The 20677-nt window shown below is 69.7% G+C and carries 22 protein-coding genes, 1 tRNA gene and 2 pseudogenes; 15 read left to right on the top strand and 10 right to left on the bottom strand.

Translation table 11 applies throughout. The features are described 5' to 3' along the window. Nucleotides 1-45: 45 nt before the first annotated feature. Complete coding sequence (locus AC4D16_RS08815; RefSeq protein WP_490954705.1) at nucleotides 46-1623, bottom strand: DHA2 family efflux MFS transporter permease subunit; 1578 nt, start codon at nucleotides 1621-1623, stop codon at nucleotides 46-48. 204 nt (nucleotides 1624-1827) lie between these two features. Here AC4D16_RS08815 and AC4D16_RS08810 point away from each other — a divergent pair, with 204 nt between their 5' ends. Further along, complete coding sequence (locus AC4D16_RS08810) at nucleotides 1828-2922, top strand: alkene reductase (protein WP_490950614.1); 1095 nt, start codon at nucleotides 1828-1830, stop codon at nucleotides 2920-2922. Nucleotides 2923-2950: 28 nt separating this feature from the next. Here AC4D16_RS08810 and AC4D16_RS08805 read toward each other — a convergent pair whose 3' ends face one another. Continuing rightward, a complete protein-coding gene (locus AC4D16_RS08805) occupies nucleotides 2951-3460 on the bottom strand; it encodes a hypothetical protein (RefSeq protein ID WP_490954704.1) in 510 nt (169 codons plus the stop codon). Between the two features lie 125 nt (nucleotides 3461-3585). Here AC4D16_RS08805 and AC4D16_RS08800 point away from each other — a divergent pair, with 125 nt between their 5' ends. Further along, complete coding sequence (locus tag AC4D16_RS08800) at nucleotides 3586-3732, top strand: hypothetical protein (RefSeq protein WP_490954703.1); 147 nt, start codon at nucleotides 3586-3588, stop codon at nucleotides 3730-3732. A 184-nt stretch (nucleotides 3733-3916) separates the two neighbouring features. Here AC4D16_RS08800 and AC4D16_RS08795 read toward each other — a convergent pair whose 3' ends face one another. Then, entirely contained in the window at nucleotides 3917-4126 is a 210-nt protein-coding gene (locus AC4D16_RS08795) for a hypothetical protein (RefSeq protein ID WP_490950617.1), read from the bottom strand. A gap of 53 nt (nucleotides 4127-4179) precedes the next feature. Between AC4D16_RS08795 and AC4D16_RS08790 the strand changes: the two are divergent. The 4 genes and pseudogenes from AC4D16_RS08790 to AC4D16_RS08775 all read left to right on the top strand — a co-directional run. Next, nucleotides 4180-4371, top strand: a pseudogene (locus tag AC4D16_RS08790) (hypothetical protein); the annotation flags it as partial. An 80-nt stretch (nucleotides 4372-4451) separates the two neighbouring features. After that, nucleotides 4452-4802: a thiamine pyrophosphate-dependent enzyme gene (locus AC4D16_RS08785; protein WP_490954702.1), complete on the top strand. Its 351-nt coding sequence runs from the start codon at nucleotides 4452-4454 to the stop codon at nucleotides 4800-4802. Nucleotides 4803-4951: 149 nt separating this feature from the next. Further along, nucleotides 4952-6694 (top strand): PHP domain-containing protein, encoded by a 1743-nt coding sequence (locus AC4D16_RS08780; protein ID WP_490954701.1) that lies wholly within the window; start codon nucleotides 4952-4954, stop codon nucleotides 6692-6694. Between the two features lie 113 nt (nucleotides 6695-6807). Beyond that, nucleotides 6808-8469, top strand: a complete 1662-nt coding sequence (locus tag AC4D16_RS08775) for a catalase (RefSeq protein WP_490954700.1) — start codon at nucleotides 6808-6810, stop codon at nucleotides 8467-8469. A gap of 55 nt (nucleotides 8470-8524) precedes the next feature. On the opposite strand, the gene AC4D16_RS08770 is transcribed toward AC4D16_RS08775, so the two are convergent. The 3 genes from AC4D16_RS08770 to AC4D16_RS08760 are packed head-to-tail and all read right to left on the bottom strand — an operon-like array spanning nucleotide 8525 to nucleotide 10091. Continuing rightward, a complete protein-coding gene (locus tag AC4D16_RS08770; protein WP_490954699.1) occupies nucleotides 8525-9436 on the bottom strand; it encodes an SDR family NAD(P)-dependent oxidoreductase in 912 nt (303 codons plus the stop codon). A 37-nt stretch (nucleotides 9437-9473) separates the two neighbouring features. Then, nucleotides 9474-9854: a hypothetical protein gene (locus tag AC4D16_RS08765; RefSeq protein ID WP_490950621.1), complete on the bottom strand. Its 381-nt coding sequence runs from the start codon at nucleotides 9852-9854 to the stop codon at nucleotides 9474-9476. 45 nt (nucleotides 9855-9899) lie between these two features. Then, complete coding sequence (locus tag AC4D16_RS08760) at nucleotides 9900-10091, bottom strand: hypothetical protein (protein ID WP_490950622.1); 192 nt, start codon at nucleotides 10089-10091, stop codon at nucleotides 9900-9902. Nucleotides 10092-10217: 126 nt separating this feature from the next. Here AC4D16_RS08760 and AC4D16_RS08755 point away from each other — a divergent pair, with 126 nt between their 5' ends. From AC4D16_RS08755 to AC4D16_RS08735, 5 genes and pseudogenes are all read left to right on the top strand, one after another. Then, nucleotides 10218-10721 (top strand): metallophosphoesterase family protein, encoded by a 504-nt coding sequence (locus AC4D16_RS08755; RefSeq protein ID WP_490954698.1) that lies wholly within the window; start codon nucleotides 10218-10220, stop codon nucleotides 10719-10721. Nucleotides 10722-10882: 161 nt separating this feature from the next. Continuing rightward, complete coding sequence (locus AC4D16_RS08750; protein WP_490954697.1) at nucleotides 10883-11536, top strand: peroxiredoxin-like family protein; 654 nt, start codon at nucleotides 10883-10885, stop codon at nucleotides 11534-11536. A 216-nt stretch (nucleotides 11537-11752) separates the two neighbouring features. Beyond that, a pseudogene (locus tag AC4D16_RS08745) lies at nucleotides 11753-11806 on the top strand (ion channel); the annotation flags it as partial. Between the two features lie 74 nt (nucleotides 11807-11880). Next, nucleotides 11881-12042, top strand: coding sequence for a hypothetical protein (locus tag AC4D16_RS08740; RefSeq protein WP_490955205.1), 162 nt, complete (start codon nucleotides 11881-11883; stop codon nucleotides 12040-12042). Nucleotides 12043-12118: 76 nt separating this feature from the next. Then, nucleotides 12119-12313, top strand: a complete 195-nt coding sequence (locus AC4D16_RS08735; RefSeq protein ID WP_490950629.1) for a hypothetical protein — start codon at nucleotides 12119-12121, stop codon at nucleotides 12311-12313. Nucleotides 12314-12334: 21 nt separating this feature from the next. On the opposite strand, the gene AC4D16_RS08730 is transcribed toward AC4D16_RS08735, so the two are convergent. Continuing rightward, a tRNA-Thr gene (locus tag AC4D16_RS08730) sits at nucleotides 12335-12408 on the bottom strand. 188 nt (nucleotides 12409-12596) lie between these two features. On the opposite strand from AC4D16_RS08730, the gene AC4D16_RS08725 reads away from it, so the two are divergent. The 4 genes from AC4D16_RS08725 to AC4D16_RS08710 all read left to right on the top strand — a co-directional run bounded on the left by AC4D16_RS08725 (nucleotide 12597) and on the right by AC4D16_RS08710 (nucleotide 17576). Continuing rightward, nucleotides 12597-14084 (top strand): alpha,alpha-trehalose-phosphate synthase (UDP-forming), encoded by a 1488-nt coding sequence (locus tag AC4D16_RS08725; protein WP_490950630.1) that lies wholly within the window; start codon nucleotides 12597-12599, stop codon nucleotides 14082-14084. Next, entirely contained in the window at nucleotides 14074-14847 is a 774-nt protein-coding gene (gene otsB, locus AC4D16_RS08720) for a trehalose-phosphatase (protein ID WP_490954696.1), read from the top strand. The genes AC4D16_RS08725 and otsB overlap by 11 nt, the downstream gene beginning before the upstream one ends. A gap of 138 nt (nucleotides 14848-14985) precedes the next feature. Beyond that, nucleotides 14986-16074 carry an ABC transporter ATP-binding protein gene (locus AC4D16_RS08715; RefSeq protein WP_490950632.1) on the top strand — a complete coding sequence of 363 codons (1089 nt, stop codon included), beginning with the start codon at nucleotides 14986-14988 and terminating at the stop codon, nucleotides 16072-16074. Between the two features lie 140 nt (nucleotides 16075-16214). Continuing rightward, nucleotides 16215-17576 (top strand): DUF4032 domain-containing protein, encoded by a 1362-nt coding sequence (locus AC4D16_RS08710; protein WP_490950633.1) that lies wholly within the window; start codon nucleotides 16215-16217, stop codon nucleotides 17574-17576. Between the two features lie 364 nt (nucleotides 17577-17940). On the opposite strand, the gene AC4D16_RS08705 is transcribed toward AC4D16_RS08710, so the two are convergent. The 3 genes from AC4D16_RS08705 to AC4D16_RS08695 all read right to left on the bottom strand — a co-directional run bounded on the left by AC4D16_RS08705 (nucleotide 17941) and on the right by AC4D16_RS08695 (nucleotide 20496). Next, the gene (locus AC4D16_RS08705) at nucleotides 17941-18468 is read right to left on the bottom strand and encodes a hypothetical protein (RefSeq protein WP_490954695.1); all 528 of its coding nucleotides are present in this window, start codon (nucleotides 18466-18468) and stop codon (nucleotides 17941-17943) included. Nucleotides 18469-18568: 100 nt separating this feature from the next. Beyond that, a complete protein-coding gene (locus AC4D16_RS08700) occupies nucleotides 18569-19939 on the bottom strand; it encodes an FAD-binding oxidoreductase (protein WP_490954694.1) in 1371 nt (456 codons plus the stop codon). Then, nucleotides 19936-20496 carry an SRPBCC family protein gene (locus AC4D16_RS08695; RefSeq protein WP_490954693.1) on the bottom strand — a complete coding sequence of 187 codons (561 nt, stop codon included), beginning with the start codon at nucleotides 20494-20496 and terminating at the stop codon, nucleotides 19936-19938. Before AC4D16_RS08695 ends, AC4D16_RS08700 begins: the two co-directional genes overlap by 4 nt. Between the last annotated feature and the right edge of the window lie 181 nt (nucleotides 20497-20677).

The raw sequence follows: 20677 nt of genomic DNA, 5'->3' as shown, positions 1-20677 counted from the left end.
CACCTCCCGGGGCTTCGTCGTGCCGGGGACCGGCACGGTCTGCCCCTAGGCGCGGGGAGCCGTGTCCGTCCCGGTGGGCTCACCGGCACCGTCGGCGCCGCGCGCGTGGACGTCGTCGGACCGCGAGAGCCGCAGCGCAGCGGGAGCGGGTGGCGGCCCGTCGACGGCGCAGTGACCGGGTCGATCGACGCTGGCTCCGAGGGCGGAGCCACCGGAGCCGGCGCGGCCCGGGATGGCGGCGGTATTGCGGATGGTGACTGCCGCGAGGAGCGCGCCGATCACCAGGAGCACGGCGCCGATCAGGCACGCGGCGTCGAAGCCGGCGGCGAACACGGCCGGGTCGTCGTAGGCGTCGCCGGTCAATCCGGCCGCGGACGGCAGGACGGCGATCGCGATCAGACCGGCCGCACGGGCCACGGCGTTGTTCACCCCCGAGGCGAGCCCGGCCTGGTGCTCGGGAACTGCGGACAGCGCCGTGGAGGTCAGCGGCGCCACGAGGAGTGACAATCCGAGGCCCAGCACGATCACCGCGGGCAGGACGTCCACGACGTACGAGGCTCCCGGACCGATCCGCAGCATCAGCACCAGCGCGACGGCGCAGATCAGGGGACCGACGGCCATCGGGAGCCGCGGGCCGATGCGAGCACCCAGCGCCCCCGCGGTCGGCGAGAGCACCAGCATCAGGGCCGTGATGGGGAGCATCGCCGTGCCCGATGCGAGAGGGCCGAAACCGGCGACCACCTGCAGGTGCACCACGAGCAGGAAGAAGATGCCGCCGAACACCGCGTAGATGACGAACGTGACGGCATTCGCCGCACTGAACTGACGGTTCCTGAAGACGGCGAGGGGCAGCATGGGGTTCGGCACGCGTGCCTCGACGACGAGGAAGGCGACCCCCGCCGCGAGCCCGACCACCGCGGCGCCGATCACGCCCGGAGCGCCCGCGCCGCGTGTCGGTGCCTCGATGAGCGCGTAGGTGACCCCGGCGAGGGCGACCGCCCCGAGCACGGCCCCCGGGATGTCCAGCCGGCCCGTCGCGCGGACGTCCCGGGACTCGGGCACGTGCCGCGCAGCGATCCACACCACCACGGCGGCGAGGGGCACGTTGATGAGGAACACCCACCGCCAGGACACGCTCTCGACGAGCCATCCACCGAGGAAGGGCCCGATGGCCGTGGCCACGCCTCCCAGCCCGGACCACGCACCGATGGCCCGCGCCCTGTCCTCCCCCGAGAACGACGCCTGGATGATCGCGAGGCTGCCCGGGGTCAGGAGCGCACCGCCGATGCCCTGCAGGGCGCGCGCCGCGATGAGCGTTCCGGCGTCGGGAGCCACCCCGCACAGGAGGGACGCCACCGCGAACCAGACGACCCCGACGACGAACACCCGGCGCCTCCCGTACCTGTCGCCGAGCGCCCCGCCCAACAGGATGAAGGAGGCGAGCGTGAGGGTGTAGGCGGTGACCATCCACTGCAGGGCTCCGAAGCCGGTACCGAGGTCCTGCCCGATGGTCGGGAGGGCCACGTTCACCACCGTCGCGTCGATCCCGACGATCCCGGAACCGAGCACCGTCGCCACGAGGATCCACCGACCCGACGCCGAGGACATCCTGATCTCACGCACGCGCACCACCCGTCCGAGCCGAGGCCGCCCTGCGCGGCCAGGATCAGTGTGGCACCGCCGTCGCGCCGCGACCATCCTGCCGGCGCCCTGCCCCCGCCGATGCGGGCCGGATACCGGGCGCGTGACACCCGCCACAGACGGAATAGCTCCCCCGGCGGCCCGGTTACCGCCCGGTAGGACAACCCTCCGTCGGAAGAAGGCCTCATGAAACTGTTCTCCCCCCTCACGCTCGGCTCACTGGAACTCCCCAACCGCGTCGTCATGGCGCCGCTCACGCGCGTGCGCTCCGGTGAGGCCGGCGTGCCCGGCGACATCGTCGTCGAGCACTACCGCCAGCGCGCCTCCCTCGGTCTGATCGTGAGCGAGGGCACGTACCCCAGCCACGCGGGCCAGGGCTTCCCCGGCCAGCCCGGCCTCGTCGAGGACGAGCAGCTCGCCGGGTGGCGGCGCGTCACCGATGCGGTGCATGCCGACGGCGGACGCATCGTCGCCCAGGTGATGCATGCCGGCCGGGTCACGCACCCCGACACCAACGGCGGGTACGAGGTCGTGGCACCGAGTGCCATCGCGATCGACGGCACCACGAGGACCAGCAAGGGCAAGCAGCCCTATCCCGTGCCGCACGCCCTCGAGGGCGAGGAGCTCCAGGGCGTCATCGACGACTTCGTCACCGCGTCGCGGAGGGCCATCGAGGTGGGCGGGTTCGACGGCGTCGAGCTGCACGGCGCCAACGGGTACCTGCTGCACGAGTTCCTCTCGCCGGGGTCCAACCACCGCGAGGACTCCTACGGTGGCTCACCCGAGAAGCGCGCGCAGTTCGTGATCGAGCTCGTCACCGCCGTCGCGGCCGAGGTGGGCGCCGGAAAGGTGGGCCTGCGCATCTCGCCCGAGCACAACATCCAGGACGCGCTCGAGACGGAGGCGGCGGAGGTCCACACCACGTACGGCGCGCTCGTGGACGCCATCGCGCCCCTCGGACTCGCCTACCTCAGCGTGCTGCACGCCGACCCGACGGGCGAGCTGGTGCAGGACCTGCGCCGTCGGTTCGCCGGGCCCGTCCTGATTAACAGCGGCTTCGGCGTCATCACGAACCGCGACGAGGCCATCTCGATCCTCGAGGACGGTGTGGGTGACGCCGTCGTCGTCGGCCGCCCGGCCATCGCCAACCCCGATCTCGCGCGGCGGTGGCACGAGAACCTTCCCGAGAACGAGCCCGATCCCTCGACGTTCTACTCGGAGGGTCCCGAGGGCTACATCGACTACCCGTTCTACGACGACGCGAAGAGCACCGTCCGGTAGAGCAGCTCGCAGCCGGAGGGCGTCCCCGTCAGACGGGGGCGCCTTCCTCTGCGTCGGCGGTCCGCCCGCTCCGGCGACGATCCGTCCACCGGGCGAGCTGTGGAGCCCGCACCACCATCCAGCCGATCAGCAGTGCGACGGCGAGGTGCGTGTGGAGCATGAGCATGATCTCGGGCGAATGACCCCCGGCTGCCGCCCCTCCCACGGGCACCGCGCCCCCGTGGTGGTCCGCCGTGCCGGCTGGACCGTACGACGACGACGCTGCCCCGGCCAGTCCTCCGAGCAGCCAGTGCAGCACCTGCTGAGCGGCGCCCAGCGCGAGCATCACGGCCCACCCGGGAAGCGCCAGGCGCGCGACGACGGTTGCCGTGAGCGCCGACAACGCCGCCAGGCCACAGAGGATGGGCACGTTGGGCAGCACGCCGCCGGACAGGACATGTGCGGCGCAGGCCAACCCCATGGACACCAGCCCCACCAGCGCGGGGAGTGCCGAACGCGCACCGCCGCCGGCGGCCGTAAAGGGGCATGTTCCGTCCATGGCTCGATGGTAAGCACGCTGACCATCTGCCGTCACGTGCAGATTCCGGACCCTCCCCGCCCGACGGTGATCCGTAGACTGCCGGTGAGGGAGCCGCCGTTCCCCGGAACCGAAAGGACGAGCGCATGTCGGAGAACGTGAACGACGACCGGATCCACAACGAGTCCCCTGCCGAAGGGGACACCGACGCGGACCCGGCGGACATCAGGGTGCACCCCGAGGACCCGGCCGAGGGCGCCGACTCCGATGACCAGATGGAACCCGGCCAGTGATTCCCGGACCGTGACCCCCGGACGGTGACGGCGTCCCGCCGACAGAGCCGCCCATGGAAGAAGCGCCGACCCCTCGGGTCGGCGCTTCTTCTCCGTGCTGGGGTCCTCCCCGGGCTGCCGTCGTGAGTGCGCTGCCGTCGTCACTTCCCGGCGGGGAGGTTCACCTCGGGCGCGGCGATGCCGGTCAGCGGGTCCCGACGACGATCTCCCCGAAGGGGACCTCCTTCGAGGTCTCGGCACCCCGGTCCACGGCCTGGTCGCTGATCAGGATGCCGTGCTTGCCCTCGGCCACCGACTGCTTCATGACCATGAGGACCGTCTCGGCGAAGCCTTCGTCCTGGGCCTCGAGGAAACGGATGTAGGACGGCGGGAAGTTCTCGGGAACGGTGATCATGCCTTCACGCTACCCGCCCCGACCCATGCCTGCCGAGGGTTTTTCACGCCCCGGTGACGCTTTTCCGCCGCTTTCCTGGACTGCTCCCCGGTGATGGACCGTCAGTGTCCTTCGTATTCCCGGCGGGCAGCCGGTGCGTCTACTGGTACGCCCGCCAGCTCCGGCTGCCGCGCGGCGCCCCCGCGCATCTGTCGAGCACGCTCGGCTGCATGGGCGCGGGTGTCCCGTACGGCATCGCGGCGAAGCTCGCGCGGCCCGAGCGGCCCGTGGTCGTCCTCACGGGCGACGGCGCCCAGCAGATGGCGGGTCGGCCGAACTCGTCACGGTGGCCTCGCTGTGGCGGACGTGGCAGGACCCACGGTTCGTGGTGTGCGTGCTCACCAACGGGGACCTCACGGAGGTCTCGTGGGAGCAGTGCGAGATGGAGGGCGAGCCGCAGTTCGAGGCCAGCCAGTCCCTACCCGACGTCGACGCCGCCGCCTACGGTCGGCTGCTCGGTCTCGACGGCGTCCGGGTCACGGACCCCGCGGGTCTGGCGGGCGCGTGGGAGCGTGCCGTCACCGCCGACCGCCCGTTCGTGCTCGAGGTCGTGACCGACCCCGACGTCCCCCTCCTCCCACGGTTCCCCGCAGGTGCGGCGAAACTCGAGGCCATGCGGTGGGCCCTCGCAGGGTGATCCGACCACGGTGGGGCCGCCCTGCTCGATCGCTACGCCGCGCACGAGGCGGACCGCTGACCCTCGGACGGCGTTCGCCCGCGGTTCATGTGCGCGTCATCCGGGCTGCCTAGGCTCGGGGGCCCACCCCCCCGGCAGCGAGGACCCCCATGTGCAGCAGTGACCTGACCACCCCCGGAACGCACGACGTCGCGGCGGCGGACCGGGAGCTCGCGGGGATCGGCTGGGACCGACGCACGGTCCTGCGGTCCGCAGCAGCGCTCGCCGCAGCCGGTGCCTCGTTGACGCCGGCAGCCGCCGTCGCCGCTCCGGGCAACGGCAACGGACCGGCCGCCGCGGGCGATCCGCAGCTCACATGGCTCGTCGGTGACCATCACGTGCACACGCAGTACAGCCACGACGCGAAGTACCGCATCGAGCAGCAACTGCAGCAGGCCCGCCGCTACGGGGTCGACTGGCTCGCCTTCACGGAGCACGCGAACTTCGGGCACGCGAACAACGGCGGAGTGGTCGAGTCCAATAGGGAGATCCTCGCCCAGCGCGCCCTCCACCCCGAGCTCCTGATCTTCCAGGGCCTCGAGTGGTACATCCCGGCAGCGGAGCACGCGTCCGTCCTCGTGGCCCCCGGCGTGCACGAGGTGGACCTGCTGCGCACCTTCGAGCTGGTGTTCGACGGGAAGCTCAACCGCTGGGAGAAGCCGGCCCCGGGCTCGCCCGAGGAGGGCTCCGCGGAGCGCAAGGCGGTCGAGGCGATCGCCTGGCTCGCGGAGCAGCGCCGCACGGGCTACGTGGACGACGTCGTCGTCCTCGCCAACCATCCCCTGCGCCTCGGCATCGACTCGCCCCATGAACTGCGGGCCTGGCGCGACGCCGCCCGCGACGTGATGATCGGCATGGAGGGCGCGCCCGGTGCGCAGGGCAGCGGTATCAGTCAGAACACCGTGCCGGGCGATCAGCGCGGCGAGTACACCAACGCACCGAGCCAGTACAGCTTCCCCGGGTTCCCCGCGGACGCCTATCGCCCCTACGGCGGTTTCGACTGGGCGACGGCGACGGTCGGCGGCGTGTGGGACTCGCTCCTGGCCGAGGGTCTGCCGTTCTGGATCACCACGAACTCCGACAACCACCTCACGCTCAAGGACACGCTCCGGACCGGCCTGTACCCCGCACGGGAGCCGTACCTCAGCCTGCCCAGCGAGTTCGACCGCTGGAGCGTCGAGGGGCGGCGCCCCGACCCGGTGGAGACGGGGCAGCCCCAGGGCGGCAGCGATTTCTGGCCGGGCCAATTCAGCCGGCTCCACACGGGTGTCACCGAGAGGACCTACGCCGCAGTGCTGGACGCGATGCGCCGCGGCCGCATGTGGGTGGACCACGGCCATCTCCTCGCCGGCCTGGAGGTCAGGGTCCGCGAGCTGAAGAAGAACGGGAAGCCGGTCAAGGGAAGGGCGGCCGACGGCGTAACGCTCGGCTCGCGCCTGAAGGTGCGGCGGGGCTCCGACGTCGAGCTGACGATCACCCTCTCGCCGACCAGCTACCGCAATGCGGCTGGGATCCTGCCGCGCGTCGCGCACGTCGACGTCATCAGCGGGCCGGTGACCGGACCGGTCAGCGACCGCGACGCCCTCCGCGCGCCCGGGACGACCGTGACCCGGCAGTTCGACGTCTCCGGCACCAGCGGAGTCACCACCATGACGCACGTCTTCCGGGACGTGGCAGGGCCCTTCTACCTCCGCGTCCGCGGCAGCGACGGGAACCGCACCGGGGCCGGGTACCACGGGGCCGCTGTGGATCCCTCCGGTCCGCAGCGCCACGGCAGCGGCACCGTCGAGGCGGACCCGTGGCTGGACACGTGGTTCTACGCGAACCCGGTGTTCGTGGACGTCGTCGAGTGAATACCAAGGTTGCTGACCATCGGAGGCTTCGGTAGCGTCGAAAGTGCCTGCGGGATGCTCCGGACCATCCCGCGCCACCGCGCCCGTCAAGAGTCCGCTGTGAGGAGATTCTCATGACCGATGTCGCCAGCCAGCCGCCCGCCGAAGGGGACGATCGTCCCGTCCTGACCAACCGACAGGGCCACCAGGTCTACGACAACCAGAACTCCCGGACGGTCGGGGCCCGGGGTCCGGCGACCCTCGAGAACTACCAGTTCCTCGAGAAGATCACCCACTTCGACCGCGAGCGCATCCCGGAGCGTGTCGTCCACGCCCGCGGGTTCGTCGCCTACGGGGACTTCGAGGCCACCGGCACCTGGGGTGACGAGCCGATCGCCACCTACACCCGGGCCAAGCTCTTCTCCGAGCCCGGCAAGAAGACCGACGTCGCCATCCGCTTCTCCTCGGTCATCGGTGGTCGGGACTCATCCGAAGCCGCGCGGGATCCCCGTGGCTTCGCCGTGAAGTTCTACACGGAGGACGGCAACTGGGATTTGGTGGGCAACAACCTCGCCGTGTTCTTCATCCGCGACGCCATCAAGTTCCCCGACGTCATCCACTCCCTGAAGCCGGACCCCATCACGTTCCGGCAGGAACCCGCGCGCATCTTCGACTTCATGTCGCAGACCCCCGAGTCGATGCACATGCTCGTCAACCTCTTCAGCCCGCGCGGCATCCCGGCGGACTACCGCCACATGCAGGGTTTCGGCGTCAACACCTACAAATGGGTCAACGCCGACGGCGACACCAGGCTCGTGAAGTACACGTGGCAGCCTCAGCAGGGCGTGAAGAGCCTGACCGAGGAAGACGCCGCCAACATCCAGGCGACCGACCTCGGCCACGCCTCGAAGGACCTCTTCGAGGCGATCGAACGCGGCGACTACCCGAAGTGGGACCTGTACGTGCAGCTCATGGAGGACCGCGACCACCCGGAGCTCGATTTCGACCCACTCGACGACACGAAGACCTGGCCCGAGCAGGACTTCGAGCCGAAGCTCGTGGGCACCATGACCCTGAACCGGAACGTCTCGGACCACCACAACGAGAACGAGCAGATCTCCTTCGGCACCGGCGTGCTCGTGGACGGACTGGACTTCTCGGACGACAAGATGCTCGTGGGCCGCACCTTCAGCTACAGCGACGCCCAGCGCTACCGCGTGGGCCCGAACTACCTGCAGCTGCCCGTGAACTCGGCGAAGAACGCGCCCGTCCACACGAACCAGAGCGGCGGGCAGATGTCCTACGCGAGGGACCTCGCTCCCGGGCAGAACCCCCACGTCAACTACGAGCCCTCCATCACCGGCGGCCTCCGCGAGGGTGAGTACCCCACGCACGACGACCAGGGCCCCGAGATCCACGGGCGGCTGACGCGCAAGCGCATCCCCCTCACCAACGACTACCTGCAGGCCGGCCAGCGCTACCAGCTGCTGGAGCAATGGGAGAAGGACGACCTCGTGGGCAACTTCGTCACGCTGATCGGGCAGGCGGCACGCGCCGTGCAGGAACGCATGGTCTGGCACTTCTACCTCGTCGACGACGAACTGGGAGCCCGTGTGGGCGACGGTCTGGGCATCGGGCTCGACGAGATCAGGGACCTGGCGCCGCTTGCCAGCCAGACCCTGTCCGACGACGAAATGCTGCGCCTGAACAACCTCGGGAACAACGGGCCGCGAGACGTCTCGGGCCTCACGATGACGCACTGCGTGCCGAACGAGCACGTGGTCGTCAGCCGGTAACCCGTTCGGGTTCATCGAGGGCGCCGGCCACACTCGCCTGCGCCCCCGATGTACCTCAGGGCCGCGGGCGCGCGCCTCGATGCGTCCGCGCCAGCAGACGCCAGCCGCCCGTCTCGCCGGTGACGGTGCGGTCGGGCTCGAACAGGTTGCCCGTACTGACGGGAAGAGTGGTGCGCTTCAGTGCGATCGCCGGGAAGGCCCGCGCCATCACGCGTTCGTACAATGCCGGCGCAAGGACCCGCGCATAGACCGCAGCCGACTGCACCCGCCCCACCTGCGTCACGCGGCGTGGCCGTCGAGCGACCTTCAGGATGGCCTTCGCCACCCGCTCCGGGTCCGTCACCGGAGGAAGGGGACGGACGGCGCGGCCCGTGAAGTTCGCGGCGTGCTGATGGATGGGGGTGTCGATCGTGGCCGGCAGGACGGCACAGACGTTGATGTCCGGTGTGTCGGCCAGCTCCATGCGCAGCACCTCGAGGAAGCCGAGGAGGCCGAACTTGCTGGTGATGTAGGGGCCCACGAGGGGCGAGGTGATGCGTGAGTACACGGACGCGACCGACACCAGCGTGCCGGTGCCCTGCCGGCGGAAGACCTCGAGCGCCGCTCGCGCCCCGTACACCTGACCCAGCAGGTTCACCTGGATGAGCCGGTCGAAGACCTCCGATGGCGTCTGCTCGAACGTGCCGAAACTGTACAGGGAGGCATTGCCCACCCAGACATCGATCCGCCCGAACGCCGCGAGGGCCGCGTTGGCGAGCCGTCCGACGTCGGCCTCGGATCCGACGTCGGTGGCGACCGTGATCACCTCCGCGCCTGCCGCGCGGCATTCGATGGCCACGGCCTCCAGGGTCCCGGCGTCCCGTCCGGCGAGCACGAGGTGTGCTCCGGATGTCGCGAACAGCCGCGCGGTCGCCCGCCCGATCCCGCTGGAGGCACCGGTGATCACGACCGTCTCGGAGGATCTCATCGTGACCGTCCCGTGCTGCGTCGCGTCATCGGACCGTTCAGTGCCCTCGGCGGGGTTCGTGGTCGGCCGCGACGTCGGGATCGACGCTGTCCGCTTCCTGGTGATGATGGGTCACTTCCTCCCGCAGACCCTGTGCATCGGTCTGGCGTTCCTGGGCCTGCTGGCGCAGCCGCTCGGCCTGGACCTCTGCCTGCTGGGCCTCGGCCTCGGCCATCGAGGCCTTGGCCTCACGCTCACGGGCTTCGAGTTCGGTGGACCGGGCCTGCTCGCGCATCTCCGCCGCCCGGTGCCGGTCGTGCTCCTCCTGGCGCTTCCGCTGCGCCGTCCCGCGCTTCTTCGCGAGCAGTGCCACCGCCGCGATGATGGCGAGGAGCACCACGATCCCGACGACGATCAGGATGGTCTGGTTCATGTCCATTGCTGACTCCCTTGCTCGTGGACGGCGCGCGTGCGCCGCATGGTTCTAGCCTCCGAAGCCACCGAGCCCGGGGATCTTCCCCAGGAGGTCCTTCGGGTTGATGCCGAACTTCACCAGCAGGTCCGAGTGCTGCTCCGGATCCACCTGGTCGGGCAGTTCGGACTGCGCCTGGTCGGCGTGGTCGTTCTTGCCCTGACTCTTCAGCAGGTCGATGATCTGGGACTTGTCGATGCGCATGGGGATCCTCCTGATCGCTCGGGCGAATAGTAAGTGTGCTTAGTGAAGCATGGCACAGCGCCCTTCGCTTGTCACGGACGGCCGGAGCCGGTGCGGGCGGGCGGAGGTGCGCCGCAGAATGTCCTCATGCCGCTCACCCTGACACTCCTGGCCGACACGCACCTGCCCACACGGGCCCGGCGCCTGCCCGACGAGGTGTGGTCGGCCGTCGACGCCTCGGACGTCGTCGTCCACGCGGGTGACTGGGTCGAGCCCGCGCTGCTCGACGACCTCGAACGTCGATCGGGCCGGCTGATCGCCTGCTACGGGAACAACGACGGCGACGAACTACGCGAGCGCCTGCCCCTCGTCGCGCGGGCGGAGCTCGACGGTGTCCGGCTCGCCGTCGTGCACGAAACCGGCCAGAAGCAGGGCCGCGAAGCACGCATGGCGGCCCTGTACCCCGACGTGGACGTCCTCGTGTTCGGCCACAGCCACATTCCCTGGGACACCACCGCGCCCAGCGGCCTCCGGCTCCTCAACCCGGGCTCACCCACGGACCGTCGCCGTCAGCCGTTCTGCACGTTCATGACCGGCACCTTCGCCGACGGCGCGCTCGAGGTGGAGCTGCACCGGCTGGCGCTACGCTGACGCGGGACCGCTGCGTGCCACCGGGGCGCGTGATCCTCACCGGGCGCCGGGGTCTGTGTCGGTCTATGACGCGGGGCACGTGGCTCTCGCAGGAGGGCACCCTAGGGTCGGGAGCAGAACCGACCCCAGACCCTCCGCCCCGTCGCACGAAGGAGATCACCGTGACCACCAGCATCGAGACGCAGATCGCAGAGTTCAACGAGGGCTTCGACGCGCAGATCGGGCCCGTGCTCGCCCGGACCTTCGCCGGTGAGCAGGAGGACCTGCGGGCGGCGGGCCTGCCCGACGGCGTCGTGAAGGTCGGGGACGCGCTGCCCGAGGCCTCCCTGCTCACCGCCGACGCCTCCGTCGCCGATCTCTCGACAGTGCTGGCCGGAGCCCCCGCGGTCCTCGTGTTCTACCGGGGGGCCTGGTGCCCCTACTGCAACATCACGTTGAAGACCTACCAGGCCGACCTCCTCCCGGCGCTGACCCAGCAGGGTGTCGGGCTGGTGGCGATCAGCCCTCAGCACCCTGACCGCACGGCGGACACGGTGAGTTCCGCGGGCCTCGGCTTCACCGTCCTGTCGGATCCGGCCAACGTCCTCGCTGCGGGCCTCGGTATCGTCACCGCGCCGAGCGCCGAGGCCCGCAGCGCGCACACCGAACTCGGCTTCGAGGTCGCGGACAACAACGCGGACGGCACACCGGGGGTGCCGTTCCCCACGGTCCTCGTGGTCGACGCCACGGGGACGGTCCGCTTCGTGGACGTGCAGGTGGACTACACCTCCCGCACGGAGGTGCAGACCGTCCTGGAGGCGGTGCGGCAGCTCTGACATCCTCGAGGCCGGACGCACGCGGCGCAGCCGACGCCGGGCGTATCCGACGCAGCGGACGGCCGCTCGGCGTCGTGCAGCGCGTCCGGTACGGCGCATCCGAGGTGCCGCCCGGCCCTAGTCGCCGGAGGACGATCGGCCGGCCGTACCCATGGACTCCCGCAATCCCGCGAGTGCGGTGTCCGCCGCGCGGACCCGGAGGCGAACATCGCAACCATGGGTGACGCACTCTGGTGGGCCATGACCACCATCTCCACCGTCGGGTACGGCGACCAGTACCCGGTCACCCTCGCCGGACGGCTGGTCGCCGCCGCACTGATGGTCGGGGTATCGCGGTCCTCGGGGTGGTCACGGCGTCCCTCGCGTCCTGGCTCGTGGAGAGCGTGGCGGCGGAGACGGCCGCGGAGGTCGAGGCGGGCGAGGCGGACCTCCGCGCGGAACTCCGGGCGGTGCACGAACAGTTGAGGATGATGAGGGAGGACCTCGGGGCCGCGCGCGGAGACTGACAGCGCACGTCGTCTCTGGGACAATGGAGCACCCGCACCGAAGCGGCCGTGGTTGCCCGACGCTGGAAGGAGCACCATGACGGTCCTGCAGATCGCGCTCGTGGTGTGCGTCGTCGTCGTCGTGTGGCTCGCCGCCATCGCCCTGATCGTCGTCTGGGTCATGGGGATGAGCAGGAACGCGGAGATCGACGAGCGCATGTTCCGTCGTCCGGCGCGGCTCAGGGAATCGGACGATCACGAGCCGTCCCAACCCGACCGCACCTCCGCCTGACCTGCGCAAGAGGAGCATCCGGGCCCCCTGTCGGATTCGAACCGACGACCCCCGCTTTACAAGAGCGGTGCTCTGGCCAACTGAGCTAAGGAGGCGCGCTGGCACAGCCAGGCGGCGCCGCCGTCCCGAACGGGACGTCGAGCGCTCACCAAGGGTAGCCCAGCGCCTGCGGGGGCCGGAAATCACCCCGGCGTCGCGCTTCCGGGCAGGCCCACCCCTGCCGGGGTCTACCTCACCCGATAGAGTCGGGACACGACCCACCCCCCGCGCGATGGAGCCAGTTGTGACTGCAGTACACCCCTCGACCACGCCGGGCGTGGACGCGTCCTTCACCAGCGAGGGCGCGTACGGTGCCTTCGACTTCATCGTGGTCTCGAACCGGCTGGCGGTGGACCGCGTGGTCGACGAGCACGGGGAGAGTTCCTGGCGCCGCTCCCCCGGCGGCCTCGTGACAGCGCTCGCCCCCGTGATGGCGAAGGCCGACGGCGCGTGGGTCGGTTGGCACGGCGCCCCTGACGAGACCCTCGAACCGTTCGACGAGGCGAACATGCGCCTGGTGCCGGTGCCGCTCAGCGCGGAGGAGGTGGAGCTCTACTACGAGGGCTTCTCCAACACGACGCTCTGGCCGCTGTACCACGACGTCATCGCCTCGCCCGAGTTCCACCGCACGTGGTGGGACTCGTACCGGCGCGTGAACGAACGGTTCGCCGAGGCGGCCGCGTCCGTCGCGGCCCAGGGCGCCACCGTGTGGGTGCAGGACTACCAGTTGCAACTCGTCCCGCGGATGCTGCGGCAGGCCCGGCCCGACCTCAAGATCGGGTTCTTCAACCACATCCCCTTCCCGCCCCTGGAGATCTACGCGCAGCTTCCCTGGCGCCGCCAGGTCATCGAGGGTCTGCTGGGCGCGGACCTCATCGGTTTCCAGCGCCCCAGCGACGCCAGCAACTTCCTGCGCTGCGTCCGCCGCTTCACGGGTTTCACCATCAAGGCCCAGCAGGTGCAGGTACCACCGGGCGACGACGGCACTCCCGGCTACGTCTCGCGAGCGGACGCCTTCCCCATCTCCATCGACACCGAGTCCATCGCCGACCTCGCCCGGCGCCCCGACGTGATCGAGCGCTCGAAGGAGATCCGCCGGGAGCTCGGCGATCCGCAGCACATCCTCCTCGGCGTCGACCGCCTCGACTACACGAAGGGCATCGGCCACCGGCTCAAGGCGTACGCGGAACTGCTCGACGACGGCGCGATCACGGTCGAGGACGCCGCCCTCATCCAGGTGGCCAGCCCGAGCCGCGAGCGCGTGGAGCAGTACCGGCTGCTGCGCGAGGACATCGAGGGCACGGTGGGCCGGATCAACGGCACCCACGACACCATGAAGAACACCGCCATCCGCTACCTGCACCACAGCTATCCCGTGGAGGAGATGGTGGCCCTGTACCTGGCGGCGGACGTCATGCTCGTGACGGCGCTCCGGGACGGCATGAACCTCGTGGCCAAGGAGTACGTCGCGGCGCGGACCGGCAACACAGGGGTCCTCGTCCTCAGCGAGTTCGCGGGCGCCGCGGATACGTTGCGCCAGGCCATCCTCATCAACCCCCACGACATCGACGGGTTGAAGAGCGCCATCGTCTCCGCCCTGTCCATGCCCACCACCGAGGCGATGCGCCGCATGCGGCTCATGCGTCGCCAGGTGGTGCACAACGACGTCGAACGCTGGTCGCAAGCGTTCCTGAACGCACTGCAGTCGGGTGGCACCGGCCATGGCGCGTGACCCCGGGCTGACGTCCGCGCTCTGCACGCTGGCACGGACGCCCCACCTGCTCGTCGCGCTCGACTTCGACGGGACGCTCGCGCCGCTCGTGCCGCACGCCGAGGACGCCCGCGCGCTCCCGTCGTCGGCCGCTGCCCTCCGCGCCCTGGCCGGCCTGCCGCGGACGACGACGGCGCTCCTCTCCGGGCGGGCACTGGACAGTCTCCGTGCGGTCGCCGATCCGCCGGCCGCCACGCTGCTGGTCGGTAGCCACGGGGCGGAGACGTGGCTCGGCCCCGACGCCGAACCGCTCACCCTGACCGGCGAGCAGCAGGATCTCGCGGCCCGGGCGGTCGCGGCGGTGGAGCAGGTCGTCGCGGCGCACGAGGGCACGCGGATCGAGTTCAAACCGGCCGGGGTGGTCCTGCACACGCGCACGGCGGCCGACGACGTCGCGGACGCGGCCGTCGCGGCGGCCCGCGCGGAACTCGCCCTGATCGACGGACTGCGGGTCACGGACGGCAAACGCGTGCTCGAGATCTCGGTGCTGGCCGCGGACAAGGGCCAGGGCCTCGCGGTGCTGCGTGAGGCCTGTGGCGCGACGGCGGTGCTGTTCGCCGGCGACGACGTCACGGACGAGCATGCCCTTCGGACCCTCGCGGGCGAGGACGTCGGGATCCGCGTCGGCCCCGGCCCCACGGCCGCCCGGTTCACCGTCGGAACCCTCGAGGAGTTCGCCGACGTCCTGCAGGAACTCGAACGGATGCGCACCGAACAGGTCTGACCGGAGGTCGGCATGTCATACTACTGGTGCGTGACCGATGTCACCGGTACTGCTGGCAGGTCGCGCACCACAACTGAATATCTTCCATTCACTACGGATCGTCGGGCACGTACCTGCCCGTGAAAAGGAACCAACACCATGGCAACGGTAACGTTTGACCAGGCCACGCGCCTGTACCCGGGCACAGAGAAGCCCGCCGTCGACGGATTGAACATCGAGATCGCCGACGGCGAATTCCTCGTCCTCGTCGGCCCCTCCGGTTGCGGGAAGTCGACCTCACTGCGCATGCTCGCAGGCCTCGAGGACGTCAACTCCGGCCGCATCCTCATCGGTGACCGTGACGTCACCGACGTTCCCCCGAAGGATCGCGACATTGCGATGGTCTTCCAGAACTACGCGCTGTACCCCCACATGTCGGTCGCGGACAACATGGGCTTCGCCCTGAAGATCGCGGGCGTCTCGAAGGAGGAGCGTGCCGAGCGTGTCCGCGAGGCCGCGAAGCTCCTCGACCTGCAGGATTACCTCGACCGCAAGCCGAAGGCCCTCTCCGGTGGTCAGCGCCAGCGCGTCGCGATGGGTCGCGCGATCGTGCGTAACCCGCAGGTCTTCCTCATGGACGAGCCCCTCTCCAACCTCGATGCGAAGCTCCGCGTCCAGACCCGCACACAGATCGCGTCGCTCACGCGCCGCCTCGGCGTCACCACGGTCTACGTCACGCACGACCAGGTCGAGGCCATGACCATGGGTGACCGCGTCGCCGTGCTCAAGGACGGCATCCTGCAGCAGGTCGACACCCCCCGCAACCTGTACGAGCGCCCGAAGAACGTCTTCGTCGCCGGGTTCATCGGCTCCCCCGCGATGAACCTGCTCGAGCTGCCCGTCGCCGACGGCGGCGTCATCTTCGGTGGGATCGTGTACCCGGTCCCCGGCAGCGTCCTGGACGCCGCAGCCGGCAACACGGTCACGCTGGGTGTCCGGCCCGAGGACCTCGTCGTCTCCGCGACCGGTGAGGGACTGCCGGTCGAGGTCGACGTCGTCGAGGAGCTCGGCGCCGACGCGTACATCTACGGCCACACCTCCCTGGACGGCAAGGACCACGACATGGTGGTCCGCGTCGACGGGCGCCGCCCACCGATGAAGGGCGACACCGTGTTCGTCCGCCCCGAGCAGGGCCACGTGCACCTGTTCGACACCTCGAGCGGGCTCCGCCTGGCCGAGACGGTCTAGTCCTCACGGACAACCACGCACGACGACGTCGGTGGCGTCTCCCCCGCATCGCCCGATGCCCGGGAGGCGCCACCGCTTCTCGTTGAGCGCATCCACGCTTGAAGCAGGCCCTTCTTCCCGCCCCGACCGGAGGCACCACCATGACCGAGACGTCGAACGCGCAGTGGCATGACGAGCCCACCGACTACGACCAGGCCGGCAAACTGCCCCGGGTCCGGCCGGCGTCGTCGGAGGGGCCGAGCCTCGGCTCGCTGAACATCACCGCAGCAGCCACGGACCCCGAACTGCTCGACCTCCCCTGGCACGTCGCGCTGGAGCAGTGGCCGGCGAGCGCCCTCGCCGCCCTTCCCCGCGGCATCTCCCGGCACATCGTCCGGTTCGCACACCTCGGTGGGTCCGTGATCGCCGTGAAGGAGACCAGCGAGCACATCGCCCGGCACGAGTACCACATGCTGCGGAAGCTGCAGCGGCTGGATGTGCCCTGCGTGGAGCCCGTCGCCGTGATCTCCGGGCGCACCACGGCCGAGGGCGAGGAGCTGGATCCCGTCCTCGTCACGCGGCACCTGAAGTTCTCGCTCCCGTACAGGGCACTGTTCTCCCAGACGCTCCGCCGCGACACCCTCACACGCCTCATCGACGCCCAGGCGCTGCTGCTCGTCCGGCTGCACCTCATCGGTTTCTACTGGGGTGACGTCAGCCTCTCGAACACGCTGTTCCGCCGCGACGCGGGATCCTTCGCCGCCTACCTCGTGGACGCCGAGACGGGTGAGCTGTACCCCGAGCTCTCCACCGGGCAACGCGAGTACGACCTCGAGATAGCCCGCGTGAACATCGCCGGGGAGCTGATGGACCTCGCCGAGGGCGGCCTGATCGAGGAGAAGGTGGATCCGCTGGCCACGAGCGAACTCATCATGGACAGCTACCGGCGGCTGTGGACCGAGCTCACGGAGAAGGAGTCCTTCGAACTCGGCGAACGGTGGCGGGTCGGCGCTCGTATCCGCCGCCTCAACGAACTCGGCTTCGACGTCGAGGAGTACGCCATCAAGACGGCCGTCAACGGTACCCAGATCCAGCTGCAGCCGAAGGTCGTCGACGCCGGCCACCACAGCCGAAGGCTCCTGCGCCTGACCGGCCTGGATGCCCAGGAGAACCAGGCCCGGCGGCTCCTGAACGACATGGACGCCTACCGTGCCGATCACAACCCGGGCCTCGACGAGGAGTTCAGCGCGCACCTCTGGGTCAATGAGGTGTTCGAGCCGATCGTCCGGGCCGTCCCGCGCGAGCTCGGCGGCAAGCTCGAGCCCGCGGAGGTGGTGCACGAGGTCCTCGAACACCGCTGGTACATGTCGGAGCGCGAGGACCGGAACGTCCCCATGGCCGAAGCGGTCCAGTCCTACCTCGACGACGAACTACGGCACCGGCGCGACGAGGCCGAGATCATGCTGACCGCGGATGCCCGGACCATCGGCATCGACGAGGACTCCGAGTACGCCGACAACTGACGTCCGGATCCCCGCGGCGGGAGGTCGCAGCCGCCGTCGTCGGTCTTCGAAGGACCGCGCCCGTCCCCACGACTTCGCATGCCGATGTAGCTGGGTGCGATGACGTTGATGACGAGCGGGCCAGCGCCTTGATGCGGTGACACAGGGTGGCGTCCGATCACCCGACGACAGATGCATCGCAATCGCTCGCCCTACTGCGGCCGGTAGCTGATCACCGCGCGGACGGTCGGGGCCGCAGCCGTGGCGCGCACTCACCGTGCGAATGGACGCGATTACCGACGAAGCCCGCGAGGAGCCCTGGAACGACGAAGGACCGGCAGCCAGAGCTGCCGGTCCTTCATGTATGGGTGAACAGGTGCTGTGATCAGGGGCAGGTCTGCGTGGTGCCCTGGAACTCGACCTCTGTGCCACTCGGCACGCCCTGGCACAGCTCGGCCAACTCGGTGAACGCTGGAATCAAGGCGATGAGGCCGACGAGCAGAAGCGCTCCGATGATCGTGAAGAGGATACCGATGATGATGCCGGCAAGGGCGAAACCGTTGCCCATCTTGGCTTTCCGCGACTTCACGAATGCGACGATGCTGATGATCAGACCGACCGGGGCGATGAGGATTGCCAGAATGAAACCGACGATCCCGAGAGTCCGGCCCGGATTCTCCGCCGGCTGACCCTGGTAGCCCTGCTGACCGGGGTAGTTGCCACCGCCGGGGTTGCCGTACGGGGACGTGCCCTGCTGACCGGAGGGCGACGTACCCTGCTGACCGTAGGGCGACGTACCCTGTTGGCCCTGCGCGTCGTTCGATCCGTACTGGGGCTGATTCTGCCCGTACTGCGGCTGGTTCTGCTGGCCGTAGGGCGTACTGCCCTGCGATCCAGGTGTGTTGTCAGACATGCTGCTCCCGAGGAACGTCGTGGAAAGACCGGCGAATTCCGGCAATTTCCTGAAGAGTATCACTGGGCAAAGCTGCGCACGCGGAGGGCATCGGCAACGATCAGGAGACGATGGCCTTTCCCGGGTTCAGTGTGCCGAGAGGGTCGAAGACGTCCTTGATCCGCCGTTGCAGCTCGAGGACCTCGGGGCCCTGCTCCCACGCCAACCAGCGACGCTTGTACTGGCCCACACCGTGTTCTCCGGTGATGGTCCCGCCGAGGTCGAGGGCTGACCGCACCGACTCATCCAGCGCGGCTTCCAACCGGTCCCGACCGTCGCGGCCCTCGCTGCTGTCGACCCAGAACGTGGGATGCAGGTTCCCGTCACCGGCGTGCGCCACGACCTTCAGCTGCACTCGGTGGCGAGCAGCCATCGATTCGAGGGCAGCGACGTAGTGCACCAGCTGCGACTTCGGTACCGCGACATCCTCACCCACCCGGTACTGATCGTCGACGCCATCACCTCGGCTATGGCGCCGCAGATCGACCAGCCGTTCCGCTTCCTCCGAGCCCTCGTCACTGACGGATCCACCGAGCTCCGTGAGAGCAGCCCGGATGACGGCAGCCTCCGCTGCAGCACCGAATCCGTCCGTGCGCACCAGGAGGAGCGATCCACCTCGTGTCCGTAGATCCGACCCGTGCGCCTGGTCCAGCGCTTCCAGCGTGCGGCCGTCCAGCAGTTCGAGGATCGCCGGTTGAACACGGGCCCGCCCGATCGCGAGGACTCCCGCCGCCGCGGCCGGGAAGGCGTCGAAGAAGGCAGCGAGCGTGTGCTCGTCGTGCGGGAGGTAGCGGAGCCGCACGGTGATCCCGACGATGACGCCGAGCGTGCCCTCGGATCCGGTGAACAGGGCCGTCAGGTCGTACCCGGCGACGCCCTTGAACGTGCGGTGCCCCGTCGAGATCAATGTGCCGTCGGCGAGCACGACGTCGAGCGCGAGAACGGAGTCGCGCGTCACTCCGTACTTGGCGCAGCGCAGCCCGCCGGCGTTCGTGGCCACGTTCCCGCCGATCGTCGACCAACGGTAGCTGGCTGGATCCGGGGCGTACATGAGACCGGAGGCGGCGACGGCGTCGTTCAGCTCCGCGTTGATGACGCCGGGTTCGACGACCGCTGTCTCGTCATCGGCATTGATGGATATGATGCGGTTCATCATCTCCAGGGAGAGGATCACGCACCTACTGGTGGCGTGCGCCCCTCCGGATACCCCTGACCCCGCACCGCGGCTGACGACGGCAACCCCGTTGCGGTTCGCCCATCGAAGGAGAGACTGCACGTCCTCGACGCACCGGGCGCGGACGACGGCAAGGGGAAGCACTGGATCGCTGACCGGGCCCTGGTCGCGTGAGTACTGGAGAAGGTCGTCGGCATGCGTGGAGACCAGGGCCGGCAGGGTCGATTCGAGTTCGCTCAGCAGAGCGGCCCCGTTCATACGCCCCCCATGAAGCGCTGGTAGCGCATAAGCGCCAGGGGCCAGAACTCCGCGTAGAAGTCATAGACCTCCTGTACGTCCTCAGTCGTCCAACCACGGTGAGTGACGGTGAGTGTCGATCCGGTGAGGTCGTGTGGTTCATGCGTAGCCGGTCGCTCGGGTGCTCCCTCCCCACGACCGATCTCCTCCGCGCCCCCGTGCCCCTGAGGAGCCGGGGCCACGGCTGACAGCTCGAGAATCAGCTGTGTTACCGATGCCGACCCGACGTGGCGCCAGGTCAGTTCGAGCATCTCACCGGGGTTCCCTCCGACCACTTCGCCCCACACGTTCTCGTCGTCTTCTGCGGACGTCTCGACGAGCGCGTTCCCCTCGAGGTCGAAGAAGCTGCTCTCTCCCCATCGGCTCAGCTGCTTCGCGGGCCACCACAGATGCAGGTGCTCGGTGAGCCCGGCCCAGGCATGCTCGGACTCGGCCGGCACTGTCACGGATGCGCGCAGATCACTGCGTTCGCTTGCTGCACTCGGGGCGGCGGTGGGGTGCGAGAAAAGATCGCTCATGCACCGACCCTACCGCCGGTCCGGGGAACCCGAGGCGACCCGAGGCGACCCGAGGCGACCCGGAAGACGGTGCGACGCGAGCCTGGCCTCGTTCACTTGTCCGTTGCTGCGGCTGCGGCCGCCCGGCGCGGGTGTGGTTTGGGGGGTTAATGGGGTGAGGCCCCGCACCTGGTGGTGTGGG

The organism is Arthrobacter sp. TJ-236, from assembly GCF_058269235.1.
This window is presented reverse-complemented; position numbering and strand designations above follow the sequence as displayed.

What these genes read in the sequence shown, in the direction of transcription:
- AC4D16_RS08810 (WP_490950614.1), top strand. Translation starts at nt 1,828, where the DNA reads ATGAAACTGTTCTCCCCCCTCACGCTCGGCTCACTGGAACTCCCCAAC.
- AC4D16_RS08805 (WP_490954704.1), bottom strand. Translation starts at nt 3,460, where the DNA reads ATGGACGGAACATGCCCCTTTACGGCCGCCGGCGGCGGTGCGCGTTCG.
- AC4D16_RS08800 (WP_490954703.1), top strand. Translation starts at nt 3,586, where the DNA reads ATGTCGGAGAACGTGAACGACGACCGGATCCACAACGAGTCCCCTGCC.
- AC4D16_RS08795 (WP_490950617.1), bottom strand. Translation starts at nt 4,126, where the DNA reads ATGATCACCGTTCCCGAGAACTTCCCGCCGTCCTACATCCGTTTCCTC.
- AC4D16_RS08780 (WP_490954701.1), top strand. Translation starts at nt 4,952, where the DNA reads ATGTGCAGCAGTGACCTGACCACCCCCGGAACGCACGACGTCGCGGCG.
- AC4D16_RS08775 (WP_490954700.1), top strand. Translation starts at nt 6,808, where the DNA reads ATGACCGATGTCGCCAGCCAGCCGCCCGCCGAAGGGGACGATCGTCCC.
- AC4D16_RS08770 (WP_490954699.1), bottom strand. Translation starts at nt 9,436, where the DNA reads ATGAGATCCTCCGAGACGGTCGTGATCACCGGTGCCTCCAGCGGGATC.
- AC4D16_RS08765 (WP_490950621.1), bottom strand. Translation starts at nt 9,854, where the DNA reads ATGGACATGAACCAGACCATCCTGATCGTCGTCGGGATCGTGGTGCTC.
- AC4D16_RS08760 (WP_490950622.1), bottom strand. Translation starts at nt 10,091, where the DNA reads ATGCGCATCGACAAGTCCCAGATCATCGACCTGCTGAAGAGTCAGGGC.
- AC4D16_RS08755 (WP_490954698.1), top strand. Translation starts at nt 10,218, where the DNA reads ATGCCGCTCACCCTGACACTCCTGGCCGACACGCACCTGCCCACACGG.
- AC4D16_RS08735 (WP_490950629.1), top strand. Translation starts at nt 12,119, where the DNA reads ATGACGGTCCTGCAGATCGCGCTCGTGGTGTGCGTCGTCGTCGTCGTG.
- otsB (WP_490954696.1), top strand. Translation starts at nt 14,074, where the DNA reads ATGGCGCGTGACCCCGGGCTGACGTCCGCGCTCTGCACGCTGGCACGG.
- AC4D16_RS08715 (WP_490950632.1), top strand. Translation starts at nt 14,986, where the DNA reads ATGGCAACGGTAACGTTTGACCAGGCCACGCGCCTGTACCCGGGCACA.
- AC4D16_RS08710 (WP_490950633.1), top strand. Translation starts at nt 16,215, where the DNA reads ATGACCGAGACGTCGAACGCGCAGTGGCATGACGAGCCCACCGACTAC.
- AC4D16_RS08705 (WP_490954695.1), bottom strand. Translation starts at nt 18,468, where the DNA reads ATGTCTGACAACACACCTGGATCGCAGGGCAGTACGCCCTACGGCCAG.
- AC4D16_RS08700 (WP_490954694.1), bottom strand. Translation starts at nt 19,939, where the DNA reads ATGAACGGGGCCGCTCTGCTGAGCGAACTCGAATCGACCCTGCCGGCC.
- AC4D16_RS08695 (WP_490954693.1), bottom strand. Translation starts at nt 20,496, where the DNA reads ATGAGCGATCTTTTCTCGCACCCCACCGCCGCCCCGAGTGCAGCAAGC.